The organism is Chelativorans sp. M5D2P16, assembly GCF_034427935.1.
Taxonomy (GTDB): domain Bacteria; phylum Pseudomonadota; class Alphaproteobacteria; order Rhizobiales; family Rhizobiaceae; genus Chelativorans.
This window is the reverse complement of record NZ_JAXQNM010000012.1, coordinates 179227-198468: the sequence shown is the minus strand read 5'-3', so window position 1 is coordinate 198468 and position 19242 is coordinate 179227. Positions and strand designations below refer to the sequence as shown.

Genomic DNA, 19242 nt, shown 5'->3' with positions numbered 1-19242 from the left:
AATAGGTCACCTTCCATTCCCGTCAGGGTTGGTCCCATTCGGGCGAAAAATCGTAATCGCAGATCCGCCGCCCCGCGCTTTTGAGGCGGCTGATCGCCTCCATCTCCCCGGCATCCAGGGAGAAATCGAAGATATCCGCGTTCTCCGCCAGCCGCTCCAGCCGGCTGGTTCGTGGGATCACGGCGACATTTTCCTGCTCGATGTGCCAGCGCAAAACGATCTGTGCCGGTGTCTTGCCGTGCCGGGCGGCCGCCTCGGTGATGGCCGGCTCGTCGAGAAGCCCGCCGCGATAAAGCGGGCAATAGGAGACCATCGCCATGCCCTGCCGCAGGCAGGCGGCATGAACCTTCTCCTGATTCAAATAGGGATGATACTCGACCTGGTTGGCCACCAGCGGCGCCGTGGAATGGCCCGCCGCCGCCTCCAGGAGGCGTGAGGGAAAATTCGACACGCCGATATGGCGTGTCAGGCCCTTTTCGCGCGCGCGATTGAGCGCTCCGATCGTCTCGGCCAGCGGAATGTCCGGGCTCGGCCAGTGGATCAGGAGCAGGTCGACGGCATCGACTCCCAGCCGCTTCAGGCTCTCGGCCGCGGAACGCTCCAGATCGCCGGGCGCGAGATCGGTCCACCAGACCTTTGTGGTCAGGAAGATCTGATCGCGCGCAAGCCCGGAAGCCCTGATGCCCTCGCCGACCTCCTCTTCATTGTCATAGATCGTCGCCGTATCCACGTGCCGGTAGCCATGCTCGAGGGCGTGGCTGACGATGTCGACACAGGTGCCGCCCTTGAGCGTCCAGGTCCCCAGTCCGATCACGGGAATCTGCGCGCCATTGACATCCAGTTTTTTCATGTTCATCTCCCCTATAACAGTTTCATCAGCAACAAAAACGTGGTTTCGGGAGTTGCATTCCTGAATGGCATCGACCCGTCGCCCGGGGGCGCATCAGGTGCAATCCTCTCAACCCGAGAAGCGGCGGATCGAACTCATCGACATTGCCCGGGGCACCGCCCTCGTTGCAATGGCGGTCTATCATTTCACCTGGGACCTCGATTTCTTCGGCTACATCGAGCCGGGCACCTCGGTACGCGGCGGCTGGTGGATATTCGCCCGTTCAATTGCCGGTTCCTTCCTTTTCCTGGTCGGGGTCAGCCTGTATCTGGCGCACGGGCGGCGCATTCGCCTGCGTGCATTTACCAGAAGAACGGCGGTGATTGCGTTGGCGGCAGCCGGCATCACGGTCGTTACCTATTTTGCCACGCCGGACGCCTTCATTTTCTTCGGCATTCTCCACAACATCACCGTGGCGAGCGTGCTCGGCCTTCTCTTTCTTCGGCTTCCCGCGGTCCTGATCCTGGTTTGTGCGGCGGCGGCACTCGCCGCCCCCCTCTACGTACACGCCGATTTCCTCGACCAGCCGATCTTCTGGTGGACCGGGCTTTCGCGCAATGTGCCCGGCTCGAACGACTACATTCCGATCTTTCCATGGTTCGGCGTCGTGCTGGCGGGAATCGCGGTCGCAAAAATCGCGGCGGCAACCGGGCTGCTTGCTCGTCTGGCCACCTTCAGGCCGGCCGCGCGCATTCCGCTCCTGGCCGCGGCGGGGCGCCACAGCCTTGCCTTCTACCTGCTGCACCAGCCGGTGCTCGTCTCCCTTGTCTGGATCGCCGCCCAGGTCGCGCCGCCGCCTGCACCGGACCGCGAGGCCCTTTTTCTGCAGGTCTGCGGCGAGCAATGCGCCAACCAGCACGAAGAGAATTTCTGCCGCGCCTATTGCGCCTGCGTGCTGGAAGCCGCGGAAGCGGAGAACCGTTTCGAAGAACTCTACAATCCGCAGCGCAACCCCGAAACCCAATCCTGGATCGAGGATGTTGCCTTTCGCTGCAGTGTTGAGAACAATGGCGGAGAAGCGCAGTAAGCCGACTGGCAAGGACGGCCGGACACGCGCCGAGGGAGGAAGAGATGACAGATTCGGTCGACCGTGGACCAAGCCGTGTCGCCTGGCCGCCAATCGTGTTCCTGTGCGCGGCCGTGCTGGGCGTCATCCTTGCCTATGCGGTGCCCCTGCCCTGGATCGGCTCGCCGCTTTCCGACATCCTGTTCGCCGCCGGCTGGCTGCTTGCCGCGGCCGCGCTTCTGTCCATTGCCATGGCCTTGCGTACGCTCCGCCGCGCCGACACCACCGTGATGGCGACAAGGAGCGCCCGGCACCTGGTGACCGGCGGGCCCTACGCCTTCTCGCGCAATCCGATCTATCTCGGTATGGCGGCGCTCCTGTTCGCCGTCGGCCTGATCACCGGCTCGGTCTGGTTTCTGCTCGCGTCCATCCTGGCGGCGATCGTCACGCAAAAGCTCGCGATCGAACCGGAGGAGCGCCATTTGGCGGAGCGCTTCGGCAAACGCTACCGCGACTACCAGAAGAAGGCGCGGCGCTGGTTCTGACGATGATGCCTGCCCTTCAGGTCTTCACGCCCAGCTCGGCCAACCGCTCGACACAAGCCTCCTCGGCCTGGTCGAGTTCCTGCAGCGTATCCTCCAGATCGCGGCGCTTCTGCCGCAGGCTTTGCCTCTTCTCCTCGATCTTATCGATCATCAGGTGCAATTGCCCGACCTCGCCGGGCGGCGTCTTGTAGACTTGGATGATCTCCCGGATCTCGTTAATCGAGAAGCCGAGACGGCGGCCGCGCAGGATCTGGCGGACGAGATGCCGGTCGGAGGGACGGTAAAGGCGCGTGCGCCCACGCCGCACCGGATGGATGAGCCCTTCGTCCTCGTAGAACCGGAGCGTGCGTGTCGAGATCCCGAACTCGCGGGTCAGCTCCGTGATCGTGTAATATTCCCGCATCGGTGGTCGGCCTCGCATATTGTGCGACCGACAATGTCACCCGACTTACGTAAAAGTCAATTCAACGATAAGCCGCACCGCCGCGTCGACAACTGGCGACCCACCACCGCCTCTGCGCGCGCTCGAAAACGCAGGCCGGCTCAAGCGAAGGCGTCCGGCATCGACTCCTTGCGCCGGGCTACGAAATCGTTGAGCGCCTCATCGATTCCCTCGTCGAGCGCCGGCGCCTGATAGGCATCGAGCCAGTTCCTGGCCAACTGGTTCGCCCGCTGATTCGCGGCCTTCTCGCCCTCCGCCGACCATTGCTCGTAGGAATTGTTGTCGGCGATCGAGGAGCGGTAGAAGGCGGTCTGGAAATTGGCCTGCGTGTGCGCACAGCCGAGATAGTGGCTGCCCGGCCCCACCTCGCGGATGGCGTCCATCGCCTGGCCGTTTTCCGACAGGTCAAGCGGCTCGCACATGCGCTGCTGCATGCCGAGCTGGTCGATATCCATCATGAATTTCTCATAGGACGAGGCAAGCCCGCCTTCGAGCCAGCCGGCCGCGTGGAGGACGAAATTGGTGCCCGCGAGCACGGTGGAATTGAGCGTGTTGGCACTCTCATATGCAGCCTGGGCGTCTGGAACCTTCGAGCCGGTGAGCGAGCCGCCGGTGCGGAAGGGAAGTCCGAGGCGCCGGGCGAGCTGTGCCGCGCCGTAGGAGACGAGCGACGGTTCCGGCGTGCCGAAGGTCGGCGCCCCGGACTGCATGGAGATCGATGACGCGAACGTGCCGAAGAGGACCGGCGCGCCCGGCCGCACGAGCTGCGTGAAGGCCGCCCCAGCCATCACCTCCGCCAGCACCTGGGTGAGCGTGCCCGCCACCGTCACCGGGCTCATGGCACCAGCCAGGATGAAGGGGGTGATGATGCAGGCCTGGTTCGCCCGGGCATAGACCTTGGCCGCGCCCAGCATGGTCTCGTCGAAGACCATGGGCGAGTTGGCGTTGATGAGGTTGATGACGACCGTGTTTTCCTCGACGAATTTCTCGCCGAACAGGATCCTGGCCATCGACACCGTGTCCTCGGCGCGGTCGGGCGCGGTGACCGATCCCATAAAGGGCTTGTCGGAAAAGCGCATATGCGCATAGACCATGTCGAGGTGGCGCTTGTTGACCGGCACATCGACCGGCTCGCACACCGTGCCGCCCGAATGGTGGATCGACGGCGCCATATAGGCGAGCTTCACGAAATTGCGGAAATCCTCGATCGTGGCGTAGCGGCGCGTGCCTTCGAGATCGCGCACGAAAGGCGGGCCGTACACCGGGGCGAAGACGGTGGCATCGCCCCCGATCTGGACGGAGCGTTCCGGATTGCGTGCGTGCTGGGTGAAGACGGACGGTGCCGTCTTCAAAAGTTCGCGGCACAGCCCCTTCGGGAAATGCACCCGGTCCGCCTTCACCTCGGCTCCGGCTTCCTTCCAGAGCTTCAGCGCTTCCGGATCGTCCCGGAACTCGATTCCCACCTCTTCCAAAATTGTGTCGGCATTGGCCTCGATCAGCGACAGCCCTTCCTCGTCAAGCACTTCGTAGGGCTTGATCGAGCGCCTGATGTAGGTGAGTTGCTGGCCCGGTCCGCCGCCGCTGCGCGCTGCCCGCCGGGCCGACGCGCCGCCACGCTCACCGCGTCCGCCGCGTCCGCGCCGGCCTTCGGAGGGAGCGGCCACTTCCTGTTCCGTCGGCACGTTCTGGTTCATCGCCCTGTCCTCGATGCATGGGTCGCACGTCCACCCCGTTGCGGGCGACATGCCTCTCATCCGCATCGTATTCACACAGGCGGCTGCGAACGTTCCGCGAGCGCCAGACCGTGTCGCATTGAGAGCGGGCACCGGTCGATGAACGGCGCTCACCGGCGGTCGCCGGTCGTCCAGCCATCGTCGCTTGCCCAATCGGCCTCGTTCGACACCGCGCTGTTCGTGCGCGGGTCGAGGCCGTGTTTCAAGAGCTGAACTTCCAGCCGCAACCGCTCCAGCTCGAGCTGATACAGGCGGTCGCAATCGAGCCGTTTCGGCTTTCTGCCGAGGGGAACGACGACGCGCCCATAGGCCGAAAGCGTCTGCGAGGAGGAACCGTCCAGTCCGCCTCCGATAACGCCGGAATCCACATAGGCGCCGGATCCGGACATCGACGAGCGGCATGTCGTACCGTCGGCCGCGCGAATCTCGTCGAAACCATGCGGCATCACGACACCCGGCAGGCTCACCCCTGTCTGTTTCTGGTTGATGATGTACTGGTCGTCGGCCCGGGCAAGCGGGCACGCCAGCAGGCCGGTCAAAAAGGTCAGGCTCAACGCAGCCGCCGGGCGATGAAACGTCCGCATATCTGTGCCTTTATCCTGGTTTTCTGACGTGGAAACGGAACACTTTCGGTGCACACCCGGACGCGCCGTTGCGCGGCACCCTCGAAACCCACCACGACGAGCACGGGTCGCGAGGCCTTGCCGCCGAGCATGAGCCGCCGCGGGGATATCTTGGCGGCCACAGGACGGAAATCCTGGTCATAGACCCGCACTTCCACCTGGATGCGGTGCTGGTAGGGATTGTAGGGCCTGACCCGCACGGCAAATTCGTCACTGAAGCTGGTGACCTCGCCGCGCATCGGCGTCATTGCCTGCGCGTCTGCCGTCGGGGCGCCCCCCAACACGGCGAGCACCGCAATCAGCCCTTTCGCCATGCTCCCGGCAGCCATCCGTTCACTCGCAGGTGACGGTGACTTCGGCGACATAGCTTCCGGCCGGGAAGGCACCGGCGGATTTCGTGGCCGTGAGGTCGACGGCAAGGTTTGTAAGCCCGAGACCGAGCACCGAGGTCACCGAGCCGACGATATCGGTGAGCGAGGTCACGCCGCTGGCACTGTAGCTGGACGCGAAAGTGACGGAATCGTCGCCGCCGGCCGGCGCCGAGACAAAGGCCACCGGCGCACTGGTGGAGACTTCATAGCCGGCCGCGGTCGTCAGGATGGTCGCCGTGCCCGAAGCCCCGCCTGCCTCGAGCGAGCTCAATTCGGTGTAGTCGGCGCTCGCCGTCATGACGCCGGGTGTTCCAATGGTGATGAGGCACGTCGACAAAACGGAGGCATTGAAGAGAACCGTTCCGTCCGCGGCAAGGCCGGGCAGCGTCGAAGCGGCCAGAGCGGTGGCTGCGACAAAGGATTTCGTCAGATATCTCATGAAACTTCTCCGTAAACCAATATTCCAACCCGGACAGCATATCGGAAAGCATGAGCTCGTTCCTGTTAAATAAATCTAAAGTTGCATATTCAAACTTTCCTGGTGAATTTTCAAAGGGCAGTTCCCTTCGCTCTTCCAAAAGAATTACCAAAATGCACGCAAAGGTGGTATATACGAAGCAAGCTTCATGGTCAGCCAATCCGCCCGTATCAGTCGCTTTCCTTTTGCATCACGTCGCAATTCGGCCATGGAAGACGCCAAAAGACCGATTATGTCTAGACTCACCAGGGTCGCGAGCGGATTGCTGACCGTAGGACGGCAGGAGCCAGCAAATGTCCGATGAAGAAATCGTTCTTTCCGAACTTCCCGATGACGAGCTCGTGCAGCAGATGCACGACGACCTTTACGACGGCCTGAAGGAGGAGATCGAGGAAGGCACGCGCATCCTGCTCGACCGCGGCTGGGCACCCTACGAGGTTCTTACCCAGGCGCTTGTGGAGGGCATGCGCATCGTCGGCGAGGATTTCCGCGACGGTATCCTGTTTGTGCCGGAGGTGCTTCTTTCCGCCAACGCGATGAAGTCCGGCATGAACATCCTGCGCCCGTTGCTCGCCGAGACCGGCGCGCCCAAGCAGGGCAAGATGGTGATCGGCACCGTCAAGGGCGACATTCACGACATCGGCAAGAATCTCGTCGGCATGATGATGGAAGGCGCCGGTTTCGACGTCGTTGATCTGGGTATCAACAATCCCGTCGAGAACTATCTGGCCGCGATCGAGGAACACCAGCCCGACATCATCGGCATGTCGGCGCTGCTGACGACCACGATGCCCTACATGAAGGTCGTCATCGACACGATGAAGGAAAAGGGCATCCGCGACGATTACATCGTGCTCGTGGGCGGTGCGCCGCTGAACGAGGAGTTCGGCAAGGCCGTCGGCGCGGACGCTTACTGCCGGGATGCGGCGGTTGCCGTTGAGACCGCCAAGGAGTTCATGAAGCGCAAGCACAATGTGGGCGCTTCGGCCTGAAGAGGCTGTCACCTCCCTTCACGACCCGGCGCCCTGGATCCTGGGTGGGTTTCGCTCAATAGGAGTTCGCGGACCCGGCAACGTTTTCGCCGGCATCCTGGGTAGCATCGACCACGTTGGCCGTGTCCTGCCCGACACCGCGAATCGTATTGGCGCATCCTGCCGTCAGGCCGATAACGGCGATCAGGACGACGAGGCGTGATAAAATCGTGGCGAGCATGCGTCTCTCCCTTGTTGTGCGCACGAATCGCGCAGAAAGGAACATGTTTGACACCCCTGAAACGCACGTGGGCTGAAAAGGTTCTGGTCGTGGCTTGCGGCATGATTGCGCGCGAGGTGCTGGCCGTGCGCGAGCGCCTGGGGTTCGACCATCTGGAGCTTACCTGCCTGCCGGCGGCGTTTCATTACCGCCCCGATCGCATCGCTCCCGCACTCGACGCTGCAATCGAGAAAGCCCGAGGGGAAGGCTATCGCCACATCTTCGTCGGGTATGCCGATTGCGGGTCGGGCGGCGCGGTCGACCGTGTCTGCGAAAAGCACGGCGTCGAGCGCATCGCGGGCCCGCACTGCTTCGCCTTCTACCAGGGTCTGGACGCTTTCGAGGCGATCGGCGAGGACGACATGCAGGCCTTCTACATGACCGATTTCTTGTGCCGCCAGTTCGATGCGTTCTTTCTCAAGCCCCTTGGCCTCGACCGCCATCCAGAACTGATCGCGGATTTCTTCGGCAATTACGAAAAACTGGTCTATCTCGCGCAAACGGACGATCCGGAACTGGAGAAGGTCGCGCGCAATGCAGCCGGACTCCTGAGCCTTTCCTACGAACGACGCTTTACCGGCTATGGCGATCTGTCCACGGCGCTTGCAAAGGCCGCCAGCACCGCGCCGGCGGCTTAGCGCCACCATAAAAACGCTTCAATCAACGGCTGGTATTGGGAGCATGAAGATGCTCCTTGCCTGCGCTGCCTTCCCCACCTCCAAGACGGTCGCTGCACCGCTTCCGGCTTTGGCGGCCATTCGCAAGACGCGCCGGCCTCGGCTTGCCCGGCCTGTCACGAAAGCTTAATTGCAGCCGGACAATATGTTTTGCAGGATGTTTTGCAGGCAAACAGTGTGTCGGCGCGACAGGACCACGGTAACGTGAAGGCGGAGAATACGGGATTGGAAGCGCTGTCGGGCCGGCCCGCCGCGGACAATCCGCCACGCCGCCTGTCCGCCGTCTTCGAAGAGCTGGCCCGCAATGCCGATGGGCCGGTCACGGTCGAGCAGTTCCGCCAGGCGCTAGGCGACCGCAGCTTTGCCGCGCTTCTTGTCTTCTTCTCCTGTCTCAACCTTTTACCCCTGCCCCCTGGCAGCACGCTGGTGCTGGGCATTCCGCTTCTTCTGCTGTCGGTTCAGATGGTGTTCGGCCGCCGCGCCGCCTGGCTACCGAAGTTCGTTTTGAGGAAATCGATCGCCGCTGACAGTTTCCGCCATTTCACCAAACGGTTCATTCCGCGGCTGAAATGGGCGGAGCGCTTCATCCGCCCGCGCTATTGGCCGTTCGCCCGCAGCCACGCCGACCGCATCATCGGGTCGATCGCGCTTATCCTGTCGATCGCCGTGACGCTCCCCATTCCGCTCGGCAACTGGTTCCCGGCATTCTCCTGCGCCCTCGTTGGCCTGGCGCTTTCCGAGCGCGACGGCGTGCTCTTGTCCATCGCCGTCGTGAGCGGCGCCTTGTCCCTGGCCGTCATCGCCGTTGTCGTGGGGGCGGCCAGCCTCCTGGCTGGCGTGCTAATCCACTAACGACCCGCCCCCGTGTCATGCGGCGTCGCTTTTGAAAGCGCGCGCGTCGTCACGCAGCAAGCGGGCCTTCGACGCTTACGGCAATGCTCGAAAAACCGAAGAGGCAAGAGGCACGATGGCCGATCTGATCGTGGTTTACTGGCGTGACATTCCCGCCCAGGTGATCGTCAGGAAAGGACGCAAGGCAGCCAAGCGTGAGCTGCCCCTGCGCTTCACCGAGGCGATCGACATGTGTGCCATGCGCGTGGGCGCGCGTGATACCGATGCCTATCTGGCCGAATGGCGGCGCGGCGATCCGGAGCCCGTCGGCGACGACCTGGAAGCCGAGGCCGACATGGCCCTTCGGACCATCGAACAGGCGTTTCCCGACGAGCGTCTGAAGGCGCTGGTCAAGGCAGGCGGACATGCAAAAGGGTAATAACAAGCCGAATTCCGTAAGGAAGCGCGTCACCCAGGCAACGCTGGTGAGAAAGGCGCGCGCGCTCCTGGCCTACAAGCCCTGGGGTGTTTCGCCCCAACGCCGCGTCCAGCGGCGTTACACCATGCGGCTGTGGTCGGTGCGCCACGCCCGCTTTCTGGAATGGTTCTACGCACGCTTCGCCGATCTTTTCCTGACCCTTCATCCATTGTGGCAGGCGATCGGTTATCGGCGCGCCGAAAAGCCGGTGAAATTCGTCGAACGGCAGGTGAAGGGTCTCATGTTCGACTGCCGCATGTGCGGACAGTGCATTCTCTCCTCCACCGGCATGTCCTGTCCCATGAACTGTCCCAAGCAGCTCAGAAACGGGCCCTGCGGCGGTGTGCGCGCAAACGGCAATTGCGAGGTCGAACCCGACATGCCCTGCGTATGGGTGAAGGCCTGGGAAGGCGCCCAGCGCATGCGCAACCGGGATGCCATCCTGACTGTGCAGAAGCCGGTCGACCAGTCGCTCCGAGAAACGTCCGCCTGGCTGCGCGTCACTGCACTCGCCGCCGCCGAACGGGAAAAGGCGAAGGAGGTCCGATGAACCACCGCCCGCCCCATCCCGACGAGAACCCGCACGGCATCGACCTGCCGCTCGATCCCTTGCCCGGTCACGTCTCGCGCGGGCGGCTGGAGCGCATCCTGAGGCGCGGCGAGTTCGCCGTCACGGCCGAACTCAACCCGCCCGACAGCGCTCACGCGCAGGACGTCTATGAGCGCGCCGCCGTCTTCGACGGCTGGGTGGACGGTATCAACGCCGTCGACGCGTCCGGCGCCAACTGCCACATGTCCTCGTTGGGCATCTGCGCGCTACTCACGCGCATGGGCTACGCGGCGATCATGCAGATCGCCTGCCGCGACCGCAACCGCATCGCCATCCAGGGCGATGTGCTGGGTGCGGCGGCCATGGGAGTCAGCAATATCCTGTGCCTGACGGGCGATGGCGTGCAGGCCGGCGACCAGCCAGGCGCGAAACCGGTTTTCGATCTCGACTCCATGTCCTTGCTGGAGACCGTGCGCACCATGCGCGACGAGGAAAAATTTCTCTCCGGCCGCAAGCTCACCGCCGCGCCCGCAGTCTTCATGGGCGCCGCCATCAACCCCTTCGCCCCGCCCTTCGACTTCCGCCCGCTGCGGCTGGCCAAGAAGATCGCCGCCGGTGCGCAGTTCGTGCAGAGCCAGTACTGCTTCGATGTACCGATGCTGAAGGAATACATGAAGCGCGTGCGCGATCTGGGCCTGGACGAGCAATGCTTCATTCTCGTCGGCGTCGGCCCCCTCGCCTCGGCCAAGGCGGCGCGCTGGATCCGCAACAACGTGCCCGGCGTGCATATCCCCGATTCCGTCATCGCACGGCTCGACGGCGCGAAGGACCAGAAAGCGGAAGGAAAACGCCTGTGCATCGACATCATCAACGAGGTGAAGGAGATCGACGGCGTTTCCGGGGTCCACGTCATGGCCTACCGCCAGGAGGAATATGTGGCGGAGATCGTGCACGAGTCCGGCGTGCTGAAGGGACGCCGTCCCTGGAAGCGCGAGCCCGGCCTGGACGACGCGCTGGTGGCCGACCGCCTCGAGCACATCCTTGAAACGCCGAGCGAGAAGCCGGTCGACATGGTGAAGGATGCGACGAACTGAGGGCGTGGGAATGAGGCAACAGGAGTAAAACGCACGAGGACCGGAGATCCGGACGCGAAAGCAGGCGACCAGCCGCCTACTCCCTTGTTGCCCTATTCCCTCCTTCTTGAAACACATGAGATAACCATATAAAGAAGTCTTTATATCCTTTGGAGGACTGCGCATGACCCGCACCATCGTCGCCTCTGCGACCCGGGAAGTCGTCATCGGCTTCGACCAGCCTTTTTGCGTCATCGGCGAACGCATCAATCCGACCGGCCGCAAGAAGCTCGCCGCCGAGATGGTGGCCGGCAACTTCGAGACGGTGAAGAAGGACGCCCTCGACCAGGTGGCCGCAGGCGCGACCATGCTCGACGTCAATGCCGGCGTGACGGCGGTCGATCCGAACGCCACCGAGCCCGCCCTTCTCGTCCAGACGCTCGAGATCGTGCAAGGTCTGGTCGATGTTCCCCTTTCCATCGATTCCTCCGTGTCGGCGGCCATCGAGGCGGCGCTCCAGGTGGCCAAGGGCCGTCCGCTGATCAATTCGGTGACCGGCGAGGAGGAGAAGCTGGAAGCCATCCTGCCGCTCATCAAGAAATACGACGTCCCGGTGGTCGCGATCTCCAACGACGAGACCGGCATTTCCGAAGACCCGGACGTGCGCTTCGAGGTGGCGAAGAAGATCGTCCAGCGTGCCGCCGACTATGGCATTGCCGCGCACGACATCGTGGTCGATCCGCTCGTCATGCCGATCGGCGCCATGGGCACGGCGGGCAAACAGGTCTTTGCGCTTCTGCGTCGCCTGCGCGAAGAGCTGAAGGTCAACACGACCTGCGGCCTTTCCAACATCTCCTTTGGCCTGCCGCATCGCCACGGCATCAATGCCGGCTTCATTCCCATGGTCATCGGCGCCGGCATGACCAGCGCCATCATGAACCCCTGCCGGCCGCAGGAAATGGAAGCCGTGCGCGCGGCCAACGTGCTGAACGGCACGGATCCCAATTGCTACAACTGGATCATGACCTACAAGGACCACCAGCCTGCTGCCGGGAACTCCGGAGCCCCGGCGGAGTCTTCCAATGGAAACGGTCAAGCCGCCCTCGCCGGCCGCCGTCGCGGCGGCCGCGAAGCGCGCATGGCGCGGACGGGACGGTAAGGCAAATCAGGAGATAGGCGGCCCTGTCGCCCCTCGGGCGCGACAAGGTGCCGCCCGAGGCAAGGAATTCCACCTCCCATGAATGCCCCGCCCAACATAACCGAGCACCTCGTGCTCTTCATGCCTTCGGGCAAGCGCGGGCGTTTTGCCAAGGGCACGACGATCCTCGATGCCGCGCGTCAGCTCGGCGTCTATGTGGAAAGCGTGTGCGGCGGGCGGGCGACCTGCGGGCGCTGCCAGATCGAGGTGCAGGAGGGGCATTTCGCCAAGCACAAGATCTCCTCCTCCAGGGACAGCATCTCGGCCGTCGGTCCCAAGGAGGCGCGCTACGCCGAAAAACGCGCGCTTCCCGCCGGGCGGCGCCTGTCCTGCTCCGCCACCATCGAAGGCGACCTCGTCGTCGATGTACCCCAGGATGCGATCGTTAACGCGCAGGTCGTGCGCAAGGACGCCGACGCACGCGTCATCGAGCGCTATCCCGCAGTTCAGCTTTGCTATGTCGAGGTGGACGAGCCCGATATGCACAAGCCACTGGGCGACCTTGACCGGCTCAAGGCGGCGCTGCACCGCGAATGGGGCTTTGCGCGGCTGGAGGCCGACACGCACCTCATCGGCGACGTCCAGTCCATCCTGCGCCAGGGCGAATGGGCCGTCACCGCCGCGATCCATCACGACGAGGAGGGCGACGCCGCACGCATCATCGCGCTTTGGCCGGGACTGAAGAACGAGGCCTACGGGATCGCCTGCGATATCGGCTCCACCACCATCGCCATGCATCTGGTCTCGCTGCTTTCAGGTCGCGTGGTGGCCTCGGCCGGCGCATCGAACCCGCAGATCCGTTTCGGCGAAGACCTGATGAGCCGCGTCTCCTACGTCATGATGAACCCGGACGGGCGGCAGGCCATGACCAAGGCCGTGCGCCAGGAAGTCTCGAAGCTGGTCGACAAGGTGGTCGCCGAGGGCAATATCCAGCGCGCCGATATCCTCGATGCCGTCTTCGTCGGCAATCCGATCATGCACCACCTGTTTCTGGGCATCGATCCCTCGGAGCTCGGCGGTGCGCCCTTTGCGCTCGCAGTCTCCGGCGCGGTCAACGCCAGGGCCGGCGAACTGCGCCTGGCACTCAACCCCGGTGCCCGGACCTACGTCCTGCCCTGCATCGCCGGCCATGTCGGCGCCGATGCCGCGGCCGTCACGCTGTCGGAAGGTCCGCACCGGCAGGACGAAATGATGCTGATCGTCGATGTCGGCACCAACGCCGAGATCGTGCTCGGCGATCGCCGGCGCGTCGTCGCCGCTTCTTCGCCCACCGGCCCGGCCTTCGAGGGCGCCGAGATTTCTTCCGGCCAGCGCGCCGCCCCGGGCGCCATCGAGCGCGTGCGCATCGACCGCGAAACACTCGAACCGCGCTTCCGCGTCATCGGCTGTGATCTGTGGTCGGACGAGCCGGGCTTCGCCGAGGCGGTGGAAGCCACGGGGGTGTCCGGCATCTGCGGCTCCGGCATCATCGAGGTGATCGCCGAGATGTATCTTTCCGGCATCATTTCCGAGGACGGCGTGATCGACGGCGCGCTGGCTCTCAAAAGCCCCCGCATTGTCGCGGACGGTCGCACCTTCTCCTACGTGCTCAGCGAAGCGACGCCACGCATCACGGTCACCCAGAACGACGTGCGCGCCATCCAGCTCGCCAAGGCCGCACTCTACGCCGGCACGAAGCTTCTGATGGAAAAGCAGGGCGTGGAGACCGTCGACACGATCCGCTTCGCAGGCGCCTTCGGCTCCTTCATCGACCCGAGTTACGCGATGGTGCTGGGCCTCATTCCCGACTGCGATCTGGAGAAGGTCTCCGCGGTCGGCAATGCCGCCGGCACCGGCGCGCGCATGGCATTGCTCAACCGCAATCATCGCCGTGAGATCGAGGAGACGGTGCACCGGATCGAGAAGATCGAAACTGCGCTGGAGCCGAAGTTCCAGGAGCACTTCGTCTACGCCATGGCCCTGCCCAACAAGGTGGACCCCTTCCCCCGGCTGGCTGCCCAGGTGAAGTTGCCGCCGCGCAAGGTGCTTGACGGCGAAGGAGGCGGCACCGAGCGGCCGCGCCGGCGCTCGCGCGAGGAACGCATGGCGCGGCGCCGACGATAGGTCCCCGCCGCCTTATCCGAGCCGATCCCGGTTTTTCCACCGTCTCGCGCACGTGATGCGGCAATCCGCCTATTCGCTTGGCGCGAACACCCGACGGGAAACCGGTCTTTTCCAGAACCGCGTGAGCGTCGGCATCACGCTCCGCCCATTTCCCCGCAACCGGCGCGCATGGGTACGATTCGGGCATGCGAGCCAATACCAGCGGCGCTAATTCTTCACCGATGGGGCGTATCGATGTCCGGGCATGGATCCTCGGGTCGAGCCCGAGGATGACGAAAGTGGAGATAGAAACGCAGTCCCCCACCGTCGGCGATTAACGAAACGCCCCTGCCCTTCGTCGTCCTCGGCTCGACCCGAGGATCCTGTGTGTCGGGATTGAGATCCTAGCCGCCATGCCGGAACGATGCCTACCGCCGGCGGCTGTCGGCATCACTTTTCTGCGGGGCCACCTGCCGGCGCCCCCTTTCAGGTCGGCTTACAACGCGCCGATCCAGGTCGCGGCGACGACGATGAAGGAGCTGACGGCAACCAGTGAGAGGACATCCTGAATGAGGTCGGCCATGGGTTTCTCCTGTGCAAAACCGCTTCATGATCTTGATATGAACCTTATATGTTCGTCTTATGTTCTTGTCAATCACAACACGGTGTGCCCATCAGGTGCGCTGGTTCGCAGCGTTAACAACGGGTAAAGTGCGTTCTGGTAGACTGCGCGAAGGATTGGCGGGAACGGGTCGGCGCGGGCGATCCTGGAATGCAGTTGAGTCACTGCTTTTCATCGTTCCGCGTAAAAAGCCCCCTGGCGCAAAGTCCCCCTCATGGACCGTCAGGCCCATGGTTTACCGCTTCCACACCGCGGGCGTGATGGCGAAATGAATGTTGCTGGAGTTGGAGGTCATGAAGGTCAAGCGAATCGTCACCAATATCGACACGCGAGATCTCGCCGCCGCCGAGCAGTTCTATGGTGAGGCGCTCGGCCTCGACCGCCTGATGGACCTTGGGTGGATCGTGACCTACGGCGCGTCCGGCGCGCCGGGCGTGCAGGTTAGCATCGCGTCGGAAGGCGGCTCGGGCACGGAGACACCCGACCTGTCCATCGAAGTCGATGATCTGGACGCTGCGCTGGCGCGCATGAAAGCGGCTGGATTTGCGATCGAATACGGTCCGGCTGACGAACCCTGGGGTGTTCGCCGCTTCTATGTGCGCGATCCGTTCGGCCGCGTAGTGAACATCCTTAGCCACAGATAGCTGCGGCGCCGTGCGTCCATTTGGACCACACGAAGGACACCGTGGTTTTTCGCTCTGTGCATCCGCTTACAAGAAGCCAGTCTTAGGGGCCGGGCACCAAAGGGGGACGAAATTGTGCGAAGCCGCCGCCGCCATGTCGTCCCGAAGGACGGAGTGATAGCGGAGACTGTCCGGGTTGATGCGCGGAGACGGATGCGCCTGAACACATCCCGCTTCAGGTCTCCACCATCTCCACCACCTTGCCCTCGGACAGCGTCACGCGCCGGTCCATGCGCGCGGCCAGTTCCTTGTTGTGCGTGGCAATCAGAGCGGCGAGACCGGAATGGCGCACCAGCGCTTCCAGAGCGTCGAAGACATAGCCGGCGGTGCCGGGGTCGAGATTGCCGGTCGGTTCGTCGGCGAGCAGGACCATCGGCGCGTTGGCGACGGCGCGGGCGATCGCCACGCGCTGCTGTTCGCCGCCGGACAGCTCCGCCGGGCGATGCTCGACACGCGGTCCGAGCTTCAGATAGGAGAGGAGCTGCGTGGCCCGCTCGCGCGCCTCGGCGGGACCGAGCCCGGCGATGAGTTGCGGCATCATCACGTTTTCCAGCGCGGTGAACTCCGGCAGGAGATGATGGGCCTGATAGACGAAGCCGATCTCTGCACGGCGGATCGCCGTGCGCCTGTCGTCGGAAAGCTCCGCGCAGGACTGGCTGTTGATGACGATGTCGCCGGCATCGGGATATTCCAGAAGGCCGGCAATGTGCAGAAGCGTCGACTTGCCCGTGCCGGACGGCGCCACCAGCGCCACCATCTCACCGGGACAGAGCGTGAAATCCGCGCCATTCAGGATGACGAGTTCCTTGGAACCCTGCACATAGCGCCGGTCGATCGACTTCAGTTCCAGGACGCTTTCGGCCATTTACTCGTATCTCAGGGCTTCCACGGGGTCGAGGCGCGAAGCGCGCCAGGCGGGGAAAAGGGTGGCGAGGAAGGACAGGACCAGCGCTATGAGCACGACGGCCGCCGTCTCCCCCGTCTGCATGTCCGCCGGCAACTGGCTCAGGAAATAGACCTCCGGGTCGAAGATCGTGGTCCCCGAGAGCCACGAGAAGAACTGCCGGATCGATTCGACGTTCATGCAAAGCAGCGTGCCGAGAATGAAGCCGGCCAGCGTGCCGGCCACGCCGATCGCCGCCCCCGCCATCAGGAAGATGCGCATGATCGACCCGCTGGTCGCCCCCATGGTGCGCAGGATGGCGATGTCGTGTCCCTTGTCCTTCACCAGCATGATCATGCCGGAAATGATGTTGAGCGCGGCAACGAGCACGATCAGCGTCAGGATCATGAACATGACGTTGCGCTCCACCTGCAGCGCGGAGAAAAGCGTCCGGTTGCGCTGGCGCCAGTCGGAAATCAGGACAGAACGCTGGGCCGCCTCCTCGACCAATGGTCGTAGAGCATCCACGTTATCGGGATCGTCGACAAAGACCTCGATGTGCTGCGCCAGCCCCTCGACATTGAGATAGAGCTGGGCCTCCTGCATCGGCATGAACAGGATGGCGGCGTCATATTCCGACATGCCGATCTCGAAGATCGCCGTGATCGGATAGCCCTTCACGCGCGGCGTCGTGCCGAAGGGCGTGACATTGCCCTCCGGCGAAATGAGCGTGATCGTATCCCCAAGGCCCAATCCGAGGTTCTGGGCCAGGCGGGAACCCACAGCAACTCCCTGCCCGGCGGCGAAATCGATCAGCGAGCCCTGGCGTACGTTTTGCGAGATCAGGTCCATCTCCGTCAGGTCTTCCGCGCGCACGCCGCGGATCAGCGCGCCGGTGCCGGCACCGCTGCGCCCGGAGGCAAGAACCTGCCCCTCCACCAGGGGCACGGCGAGCCTGACCCCGGGAACCTCGGAAATGCGGCGGGCAACGGCGTCGTAATTGTCGAGCGGCATGTCGGTCGGCTGCACGATCAAGTGCCCCTGCACGCCGAGGATGCGGTTCAGAAGCTCGGCCCTGAAGCCGTTCATCACGGCCATGACGACAATCAGCGTGGCGACGCCGACCATGATGCCGATAAAGGAAATGGAGGCGATGACGGAGACGACGGTTTCCTTGCGCCGCGAGCGCAGATAACGCCAGGCGACCAGTCGCTCGAAGTAGGAGAACGGCCGTGTCTCTCCGCCGGCTTCCGCCTTGTCGTTCATGCGCGCGCGCCGAACCGGCCAGGCACCGCGGAGATGGCGAGGGTCTGCCGCTCCCCCGTGGCGCGATTCTTGATCTCGACCTCGCCGTTGGCCACACCGCGCGGGCCGACGATGATCTGCCAGGGAAGGCCGATGAGATCCGCGGTGGCGAACTTGGCGCCGGCCCGGCCGTCCGTATCGTCGTAGAGGACCTCGCGGCCGGCCGACCTCAACCCGGCGTAAAGCTCACCGCAAACCCGGTCGCACTCCGCATCGCCCGTCTTCATGTTGATGAGCATGATGTCGAACGGCGCCACGGCTTCAGGCCAGATGATGCCGTTCTCGTCGTGGCTCGCCTCGATGATCGCCGCGGCGAGCCGGCTGGGGCCAATGCCGTAGGATCCCATGGAAACGAAGTGTTCCTGCCCGTCGGGTCCCGTCACGCTGGCCTTCATGGGCTCGGAATACTTGGTCCCGAAATGGAAGATGTGGCCGACCTCGATGCCGCGCGCGGAAAGCCGGTCCTTGTCCGGCACGTCCTTCCAGGCCGCCTCTTCATGCATTTCGTCCGTCGCCGCATAGGGTGCCGTCCACTGGGACACCACCCCGCCGATCTCGGCTTCGTCGGTAAAATCGATATCGGCGCCGGGAACGGGCAGGTCGAGAAATTCCCGGTGGCAGAACACCTCGCTCTCGCCGGTGGAGGCGAGAATGATGAACTCATGGCTGAGATCGCCGCCGATCGGGCCGGTCTCGGCGCGCATGGGAATGGCCTTCAGCCCCATGCGGTGAAAGGTCCTCAGATACGCCACGAACATGCGGTTGTAAGCGGCCCGCGCGCCTTCGAAATCCAGGTCGAAGCTGTAGGCATCCTTCATCAGGAACTCGCGTGAGCGCATGACGCCGAAACGCGGCCGAACCTCGTCGCGGAACTTCCACTGGATGTGGTAGAGGTTCAGCGGCAGATCCTTGTACGATTTCACATAGGCGCGGAAGATATCGGTGACCATCTCCTCGTTGGTGGGCCCATAGAGCATCTTGCGCTCATGCCGGTCGGTGATACGCAGCATCTCCTTGCCGTAATCGTCATAGCGCCCGCTCTCCATCCACAATTCGGCCGACTGGATGGTCGGCATCAGGATCTCCTGGGCGCCGGCGCGGTTCTGCTCCTCGCGAATGATATTGCAGACCTTGTCGAGAACGCGCTTCCCAAGCGGCAGCCAGGAGAAGCTGCCCGCGCCCTGCTGCCGGATCATGCCCGCGCGCAGCATCAGCCGGTGCGAGACGATCTCCGCCTCACGGGGATTCTCCTTCAGAATGGGCAGAAAGAAGCGCGACAGTCGCATGAACAGATCCGTAAAATACAGGGGCGGAATCAACGCCGCCGAAAGATATCCTCGGGCTTCTTAGCCATTTCGTGACAGCTTGAAAACCCACGGGTTTGAAGGCGACCGCCACCCTCGCAGCGGCAAAGCGCCCGAAGCACGGTCAAGCGGTAACATGTCCAATGTAGGGCAAAATTTTTCGTGACATTGCCTTGAAACTTAGTCTAATGTGAATATCACATAACAAGAGAGCAGAA

The 19242-nt window shown here is 63.6% G+C and carries 21 protein-coding genes; 11 read left to right on the top strand and 10 right to left on the bottom strand.

Annotated elements, in window-relative coordinates:
• Positions 1-22: 22 nt before the first annotated feature.
• The gene (locus SIN08_RS06745) at positions 23-850 is read right to left on the bottom strand and encodes an aldo/keto reductase (RefSeq protein ID WP_322450807.1); all 828 of its coding nucleotides are present in this window, start codon (positions 848-850) and stop codon (positions 23-25) included.
• A 64-nt stretch (positions 851-914) separates the two neighbouring features.
• Here SIN08_RS06745 and SIN08_RS06740 point away from each other — a divergent pair, with 64 nt between their 5' ends.
• Both SIN08_RS06740 and SIN08_RS06735 read left to right on the top strand, forming a co-directional pair.
• Positions 915-1916 (top strand): heparan-alpha-glucosaminide N-acetyltransferase, encoded by a 1002-nt coding sequence (locus SIN08_RS06740; RefSeq protein ID WP_322450806.1) that lies wholly within the window; start codon positions 915-917, stop codon positions 1914-1916.
• A 44-nt stretch (positions 1917-1960) separates the two neighbouring features.
• The gene (locus SIN08_RS06735; protein WP_322450805.1) at positions 1961-2440 is read left to right on the top strand and encodes an isoprenylcysteine carboxylmethyltransferase family protein; all 480 of its coding nucleotides are present in this window, start codon (positions 1961-1963) and stop codon (positions 2438-2440) included.
• 16 nt (positions 2441-2456) lie between these two features.
• On the opposite strand, the gene SIN08_RS06730 is transcribed toward SIN08_RS06735, so the two are convergent.
• From SIN08_RS06730 to SIN08_RS06710, 5 genes are all read right to left on the bottom strand, one after another.
• Positions 2457-2843 (bottom strand): MerR family DNA-binding transcriptional regulator, encoded by a 387-nt coding sequence (locus SIN08_RS06730; protein WP_322450804.1) that lies wholly within the window; start codon positions 2841-2843, stop codon positions 2457-2459.
• A gap of 140 nt (positions 2844-2983) precedes the next feature.
• On the bottom strand, positions 2984-4576 hold the full coding sequence (locus SIN08_RS06725) for a trimethylamine methyltransferase family protein (protein WP_322450803.1): 1593 nt from the start codon (positions 4574-4576) through the stop codon (positions 2984-2986).
• A 149-nt stretch (positions 4577-4725) separates the two neighbouring features.
• Positions 4726-5169, bottom strand: coding sequence for a hypothetical protein (locus SIN08_RS06720; protein WP_322450802.1), 444 nt, complete (start codon positions 5167-5169; stop codon positions 4726-4728).
• A complete protein-coding gene (locus SIN08_RS06715; RefSeq protein WP_322450801.1) occupies positions 5166-5552 on the bottom strand; it encodes a hypothetical protein in 387 nt (128 codons plus the stop codon). Before SIN08_RS06715 ends, SIN08_RS06720 begins: the two co-directional genes overlap by 4 nt.
• A 19-nt stretch (positions 5553-5571) precedes the next feature.
• On the bottom strand, positions 5572-6048 hold the full coding sequence (locus tag SIN08_RS06710) for a hypothetical protein (protein ID WP_322450800.1): 477 nt from the start codon (positions 6046-6048) through the stop codon (positions 5572-5574).
• Between the two features lie 332 nt (positions 6049-6380).
• On the opposite strand from SIN08_RS06710, the gene SIN08_RS06705 reads away from it, so the two are divergent.
• The gene (locus SIN08_RS06705; RefSeq protein ID WP_322450799.1) at positions 6381-7079 is read left to right on the top strand and encodes a corrinoid protein; all 699 of its coding nucleotides are present in this window, start codon (positions 6381-6383) and stop codon (positions 7077-7079) included.
• A 55-nt stretch (positions 7080-7134) separates the two neighbouring features.
• Here the strand turns inward: SIN08_RS06705 and SIN08_RS06700 are convergent, their stop codons facing one another.
• Positions 7135-7299 (bottom strand): entericidin, encoded by a 165-nt coding sequence (locus tag SIN08_RS06700; RefSeq protein ID WP_322450798.1) that lies wholly within the window; start codon positions 7297-7299, stop codon positions 7135-7137.
• A 101-nt stretch (positions 7300-7400) separates the two neighbouring features.
• Here SIN08_RS06700 and SIN08_RS06695 point away from each other — a divergent pair, with 101 nt between their 5' ends.
• The 8 genes from SIN08_RS06695 (at position 7401) to SIN08_RS06660 (ending at position 15493) form a co-directional block, all read left to right on the top strand.
• Positions 7401-7976 (top strand): DUF1638 domain-containing protein, encoded by a 576-nt coding sequence (locus SIN08_RS06695; protein ID WP_322450906.1) that lies wholly within the window; start codon positions 7401-7403, stop codon positions 7974-7976.
• Between the two features lie 216 nt (positions 7977-8192).
• Complete coding sequence (locus SIN08_RS06690) at positions 8193-8867, top strand: exopolysaccharide biosynthesis protein (protein WP_322450797.1); 675 nt, start codon at positions 8193-8195, stop codon at positions 8865-8867.
• 115 nt (positions 8868-8982) lie between these two features.
• Positions 8983-9285 carry a virulence factor gene (locus SIN08_RS06685; protein ID WP_322450796.1) on the top strand — a complete coding sequence of 101 codons (303 nt, stop codon included), beginning with the start codon at positions 8983-8985 and terminating at the stop codon, positions 9283-9285.
• Positions 9272-9874: a methylenetetrahydrofolate reductase C-terminal domain-containing protein gene (locus tag SIN08_RS06680; protein WP_322450795.1), complete on the top strand. Its 603-nt coding sequence runs from the start codon at positions 9272-9274 to the stop codon at positions 9872-9874. The genes SIN08_RS06685 and SIN08_RS06680 overlap by 14 nt, the downstream gene beginning before the upstream one ends.
• Positions 9871-10968: a methylenetetrahydrofolate reductase gene (locus SIN08_RS06675; protein ID WP_322450794.1), complete on the top strand. Its 1098-nt coding sequence runs from the start codon at positions 9871-9873 to the stop codon at positions 10966-10968. Before SIN08_RS06680 ends, SIN08_RS06675 begins: the two co-directional genes overlap by 4 nt.
• Positions 10969-11131: 163 nt before the next feature.
• Complete coding sequence (locus tag SIN08_RS06670) at positions 11132-12106, top strand: methyltetrahydrofolate cobalamin methyltransferase (protein WP_322450793.1); 975 nt, start codon at positions 11132-11134, stop codon at positions 12104-12106.
• Between the two features lie 78 nt (positions 12107-12184).
• Positions 12185-14248 (top strand): ASKHA domain-containing protein, encoded by a 2064-nt coding sequence (locus tag SIN08_RS06665; RefSeq protein ID WP_322450792.1) that lies wholly within the window; start codon positions 12185-12187, stop codon positions 14246-14248.
• An 894-nt stretch (positions 14249-15142) separates the two neighbouring features.
• The gene (locus SIN08_RS06660) at positions 15143-15493 is read left to right on the top strand and encodes a VOC family protein (protein ID WP_322450791.1); all 351 of its coding nucleotides are present in this window, start codon (positions 15143-15145) and stop codon (positions 15491-15493) included.
• Between the two features lie 214 nt (positions 15494-15707).
• On the opposite strand, the gene SIN08_RS06655 is transcribed toward SIN08_RS06660, so the two are convergent.
• Genes SIN08_RS06655 through proS form a run of 3 tightly spaced genes read right to left on the bottom strand, consistent with a single transcriptional unit; the run spans position 15708 to position 19006 of the window.
• Positions 15708-16397: an ABC transporter ATP-binding protein gene (locus SIN08_RS06655; protein ID WP_322450790.1), complete on the bottom strand. Its 690-nt coding sequence runs from the start codon at positions 16395-16397 to the stop codon at positions 15708-15710.
• Positions 16398-17681 carry a lipoprotein-releasing ABC transporter permease subunit gene (locus SIN08_RS06650; protein WP_322450789.1) on the bottom strand — a complete coding sequence of 428 codons (1284 nt, stop codon included), beginning with the start codon at positions 17679-17681 and terminating at the stop codon, positions 16398-16400.
• Positions 17678-19006 carry a proline--tRNA ligase gene (gene proS / locus SIN08_RS06645; protein WP_322450788.1) on the bottom strand — a complete coding sequence of 443 codons (1329 nt, stop codon included), beginning with the start codon at positions 19004-19006 and terminating at the stop codon, positions 17678-17680. The genes SIN08_RS06650 and proS overlap by 4 nt, the downstream gene beginning before the upstream one ends.
• Positions 19007-19242 lie beyond the last annotated feature (236 nt).

Coding starts and splice junctions, on each gene's coding strand:
- SIN08_RS06695 (WP_322450906.1), top strand. CDS start 7,401: ATGATTGCGCGCGAGGTGCTGGCCGTGCGCGAGCGCCTGGGGTTCGAC.
- proS (WP_322450788.1), bottom strand. CDS start 19,006: ATGCGACTGTCGCGCTTCTTTCTGCCCATTCTGAAGGAGAATCCCCGT.
- SIN08_RS06735 (WP_322450805.1), top strand. CDS start 1,961: ATGACAGATTCGGTCGACCGTGGACCAAGCCGTGTCGCCTGGCCGCCA.
- SIN08_RS06700 (WP_322450798.1), bottom strand. CDS start 7,299: ATGCTCGCCACGATTTTATCACGCCTCGTCGTCCTGATCGCCGTTATC.
- SIN08_RS06680 (WP_322450795.1), top strand. CDS start 9,272: ATGCAAAAGGGTAATAACAAGCCGAATTCCGTAAGGAAGCGCGTCACC.
- SIN08_RS06685 (WP_322450796.1), top strand. CDS start 8,983: ATGGCCGATCTGATCGTGGTTTACTGGCGTGACATTCCCGCCCAGGTG.
- SIN08_RS06710 (WP_322450800.1), bottom strand. CDS start 6,048: ATGAGATATCTGACGAAATCCTTTGTCGCAGCCACCGCTCTGGCCGCT.
- SIN08_RS06655 (WP_322450790.1), bottom strand. CDS start 16,397: ATGGCCGAAAGCGTCCTGGAACTGAAGTCGATCGACCGGCGCTATGTG.
- SIN08_RS06725 (WP_322450803.1), bottom strand. CDS start 4,576: ATGAACCAGAACGTGCCGACGGAACAGGAAGTGGCCGCTCCCTCCGAA.
- SIN08_RS06705 (WP_322450799.1), top strand. CDS start 6,381: ATGTCCGATGAAGAAATCGTTCTTTCCGAACTTCCCGATGACGAGCTC.
- SIN08_RS06715 (WP_322450801.1), bottom strand. CDS start 5,552: ATGGCGAAAGGGCTGATTGCGGTGCTCGCCGTGTTGGGGGGCGCCCCG.
- SIN08_RS06675 (WP_322450794.1), top strand. CDS start 9,871: ATGAACCACCGCCCGCCCCATCCCGACGAGAACCCGCACGGCATCGAC.
- SIN08_RS06740 (WP_322450806.1), top strand. CDS start 915: ATGGCATCGACCCGTCGCCCGGGGGCGCATCAGGTGCAATCCTCTCAA.
- SIN08_RS06730 (WP_322450804.1), bottom strand. CDS start 2,843: ATGCGGGAATATTACACGATCACGGAGCTGACCCGCGAGTTCGGGATC.
- SIN08_RS06745 (WP_322450807.1), bottom strand. CDS start 850: ATGAAAAAACTGGATGTCAATGGCGCGCAGATTCCCGTGATCGGACTG.
- SIN08_RS06650 (WP_322450789.1), bottom strand. CDS start 17,681: ATGAACGACAAGGCGGAAGCCGGCGGAGAGACACGGCCGTTCTCCTAC.
- SIN08_RS06660 (WP_322450791.1), top strand. CDS start 15,143: ATGAAGGTCAAGCGAATCGTCACCAATATCGACACGCGAGATCTCGCC.
- SIN08_RS06670 (WP_322450793.1), top strand. CDS start 11,132: ATGACCCGCACCATCGTCGCCTCTGCGACCCGGGAAGTCGTCATCGGC.
- SIN08_RS06665 (WP_322450792.1), top strand. CDS start 12,185: ATGAATGCCCCGCCCAACATAACCGAGCACCTCGTGCTCTTCATGCCT.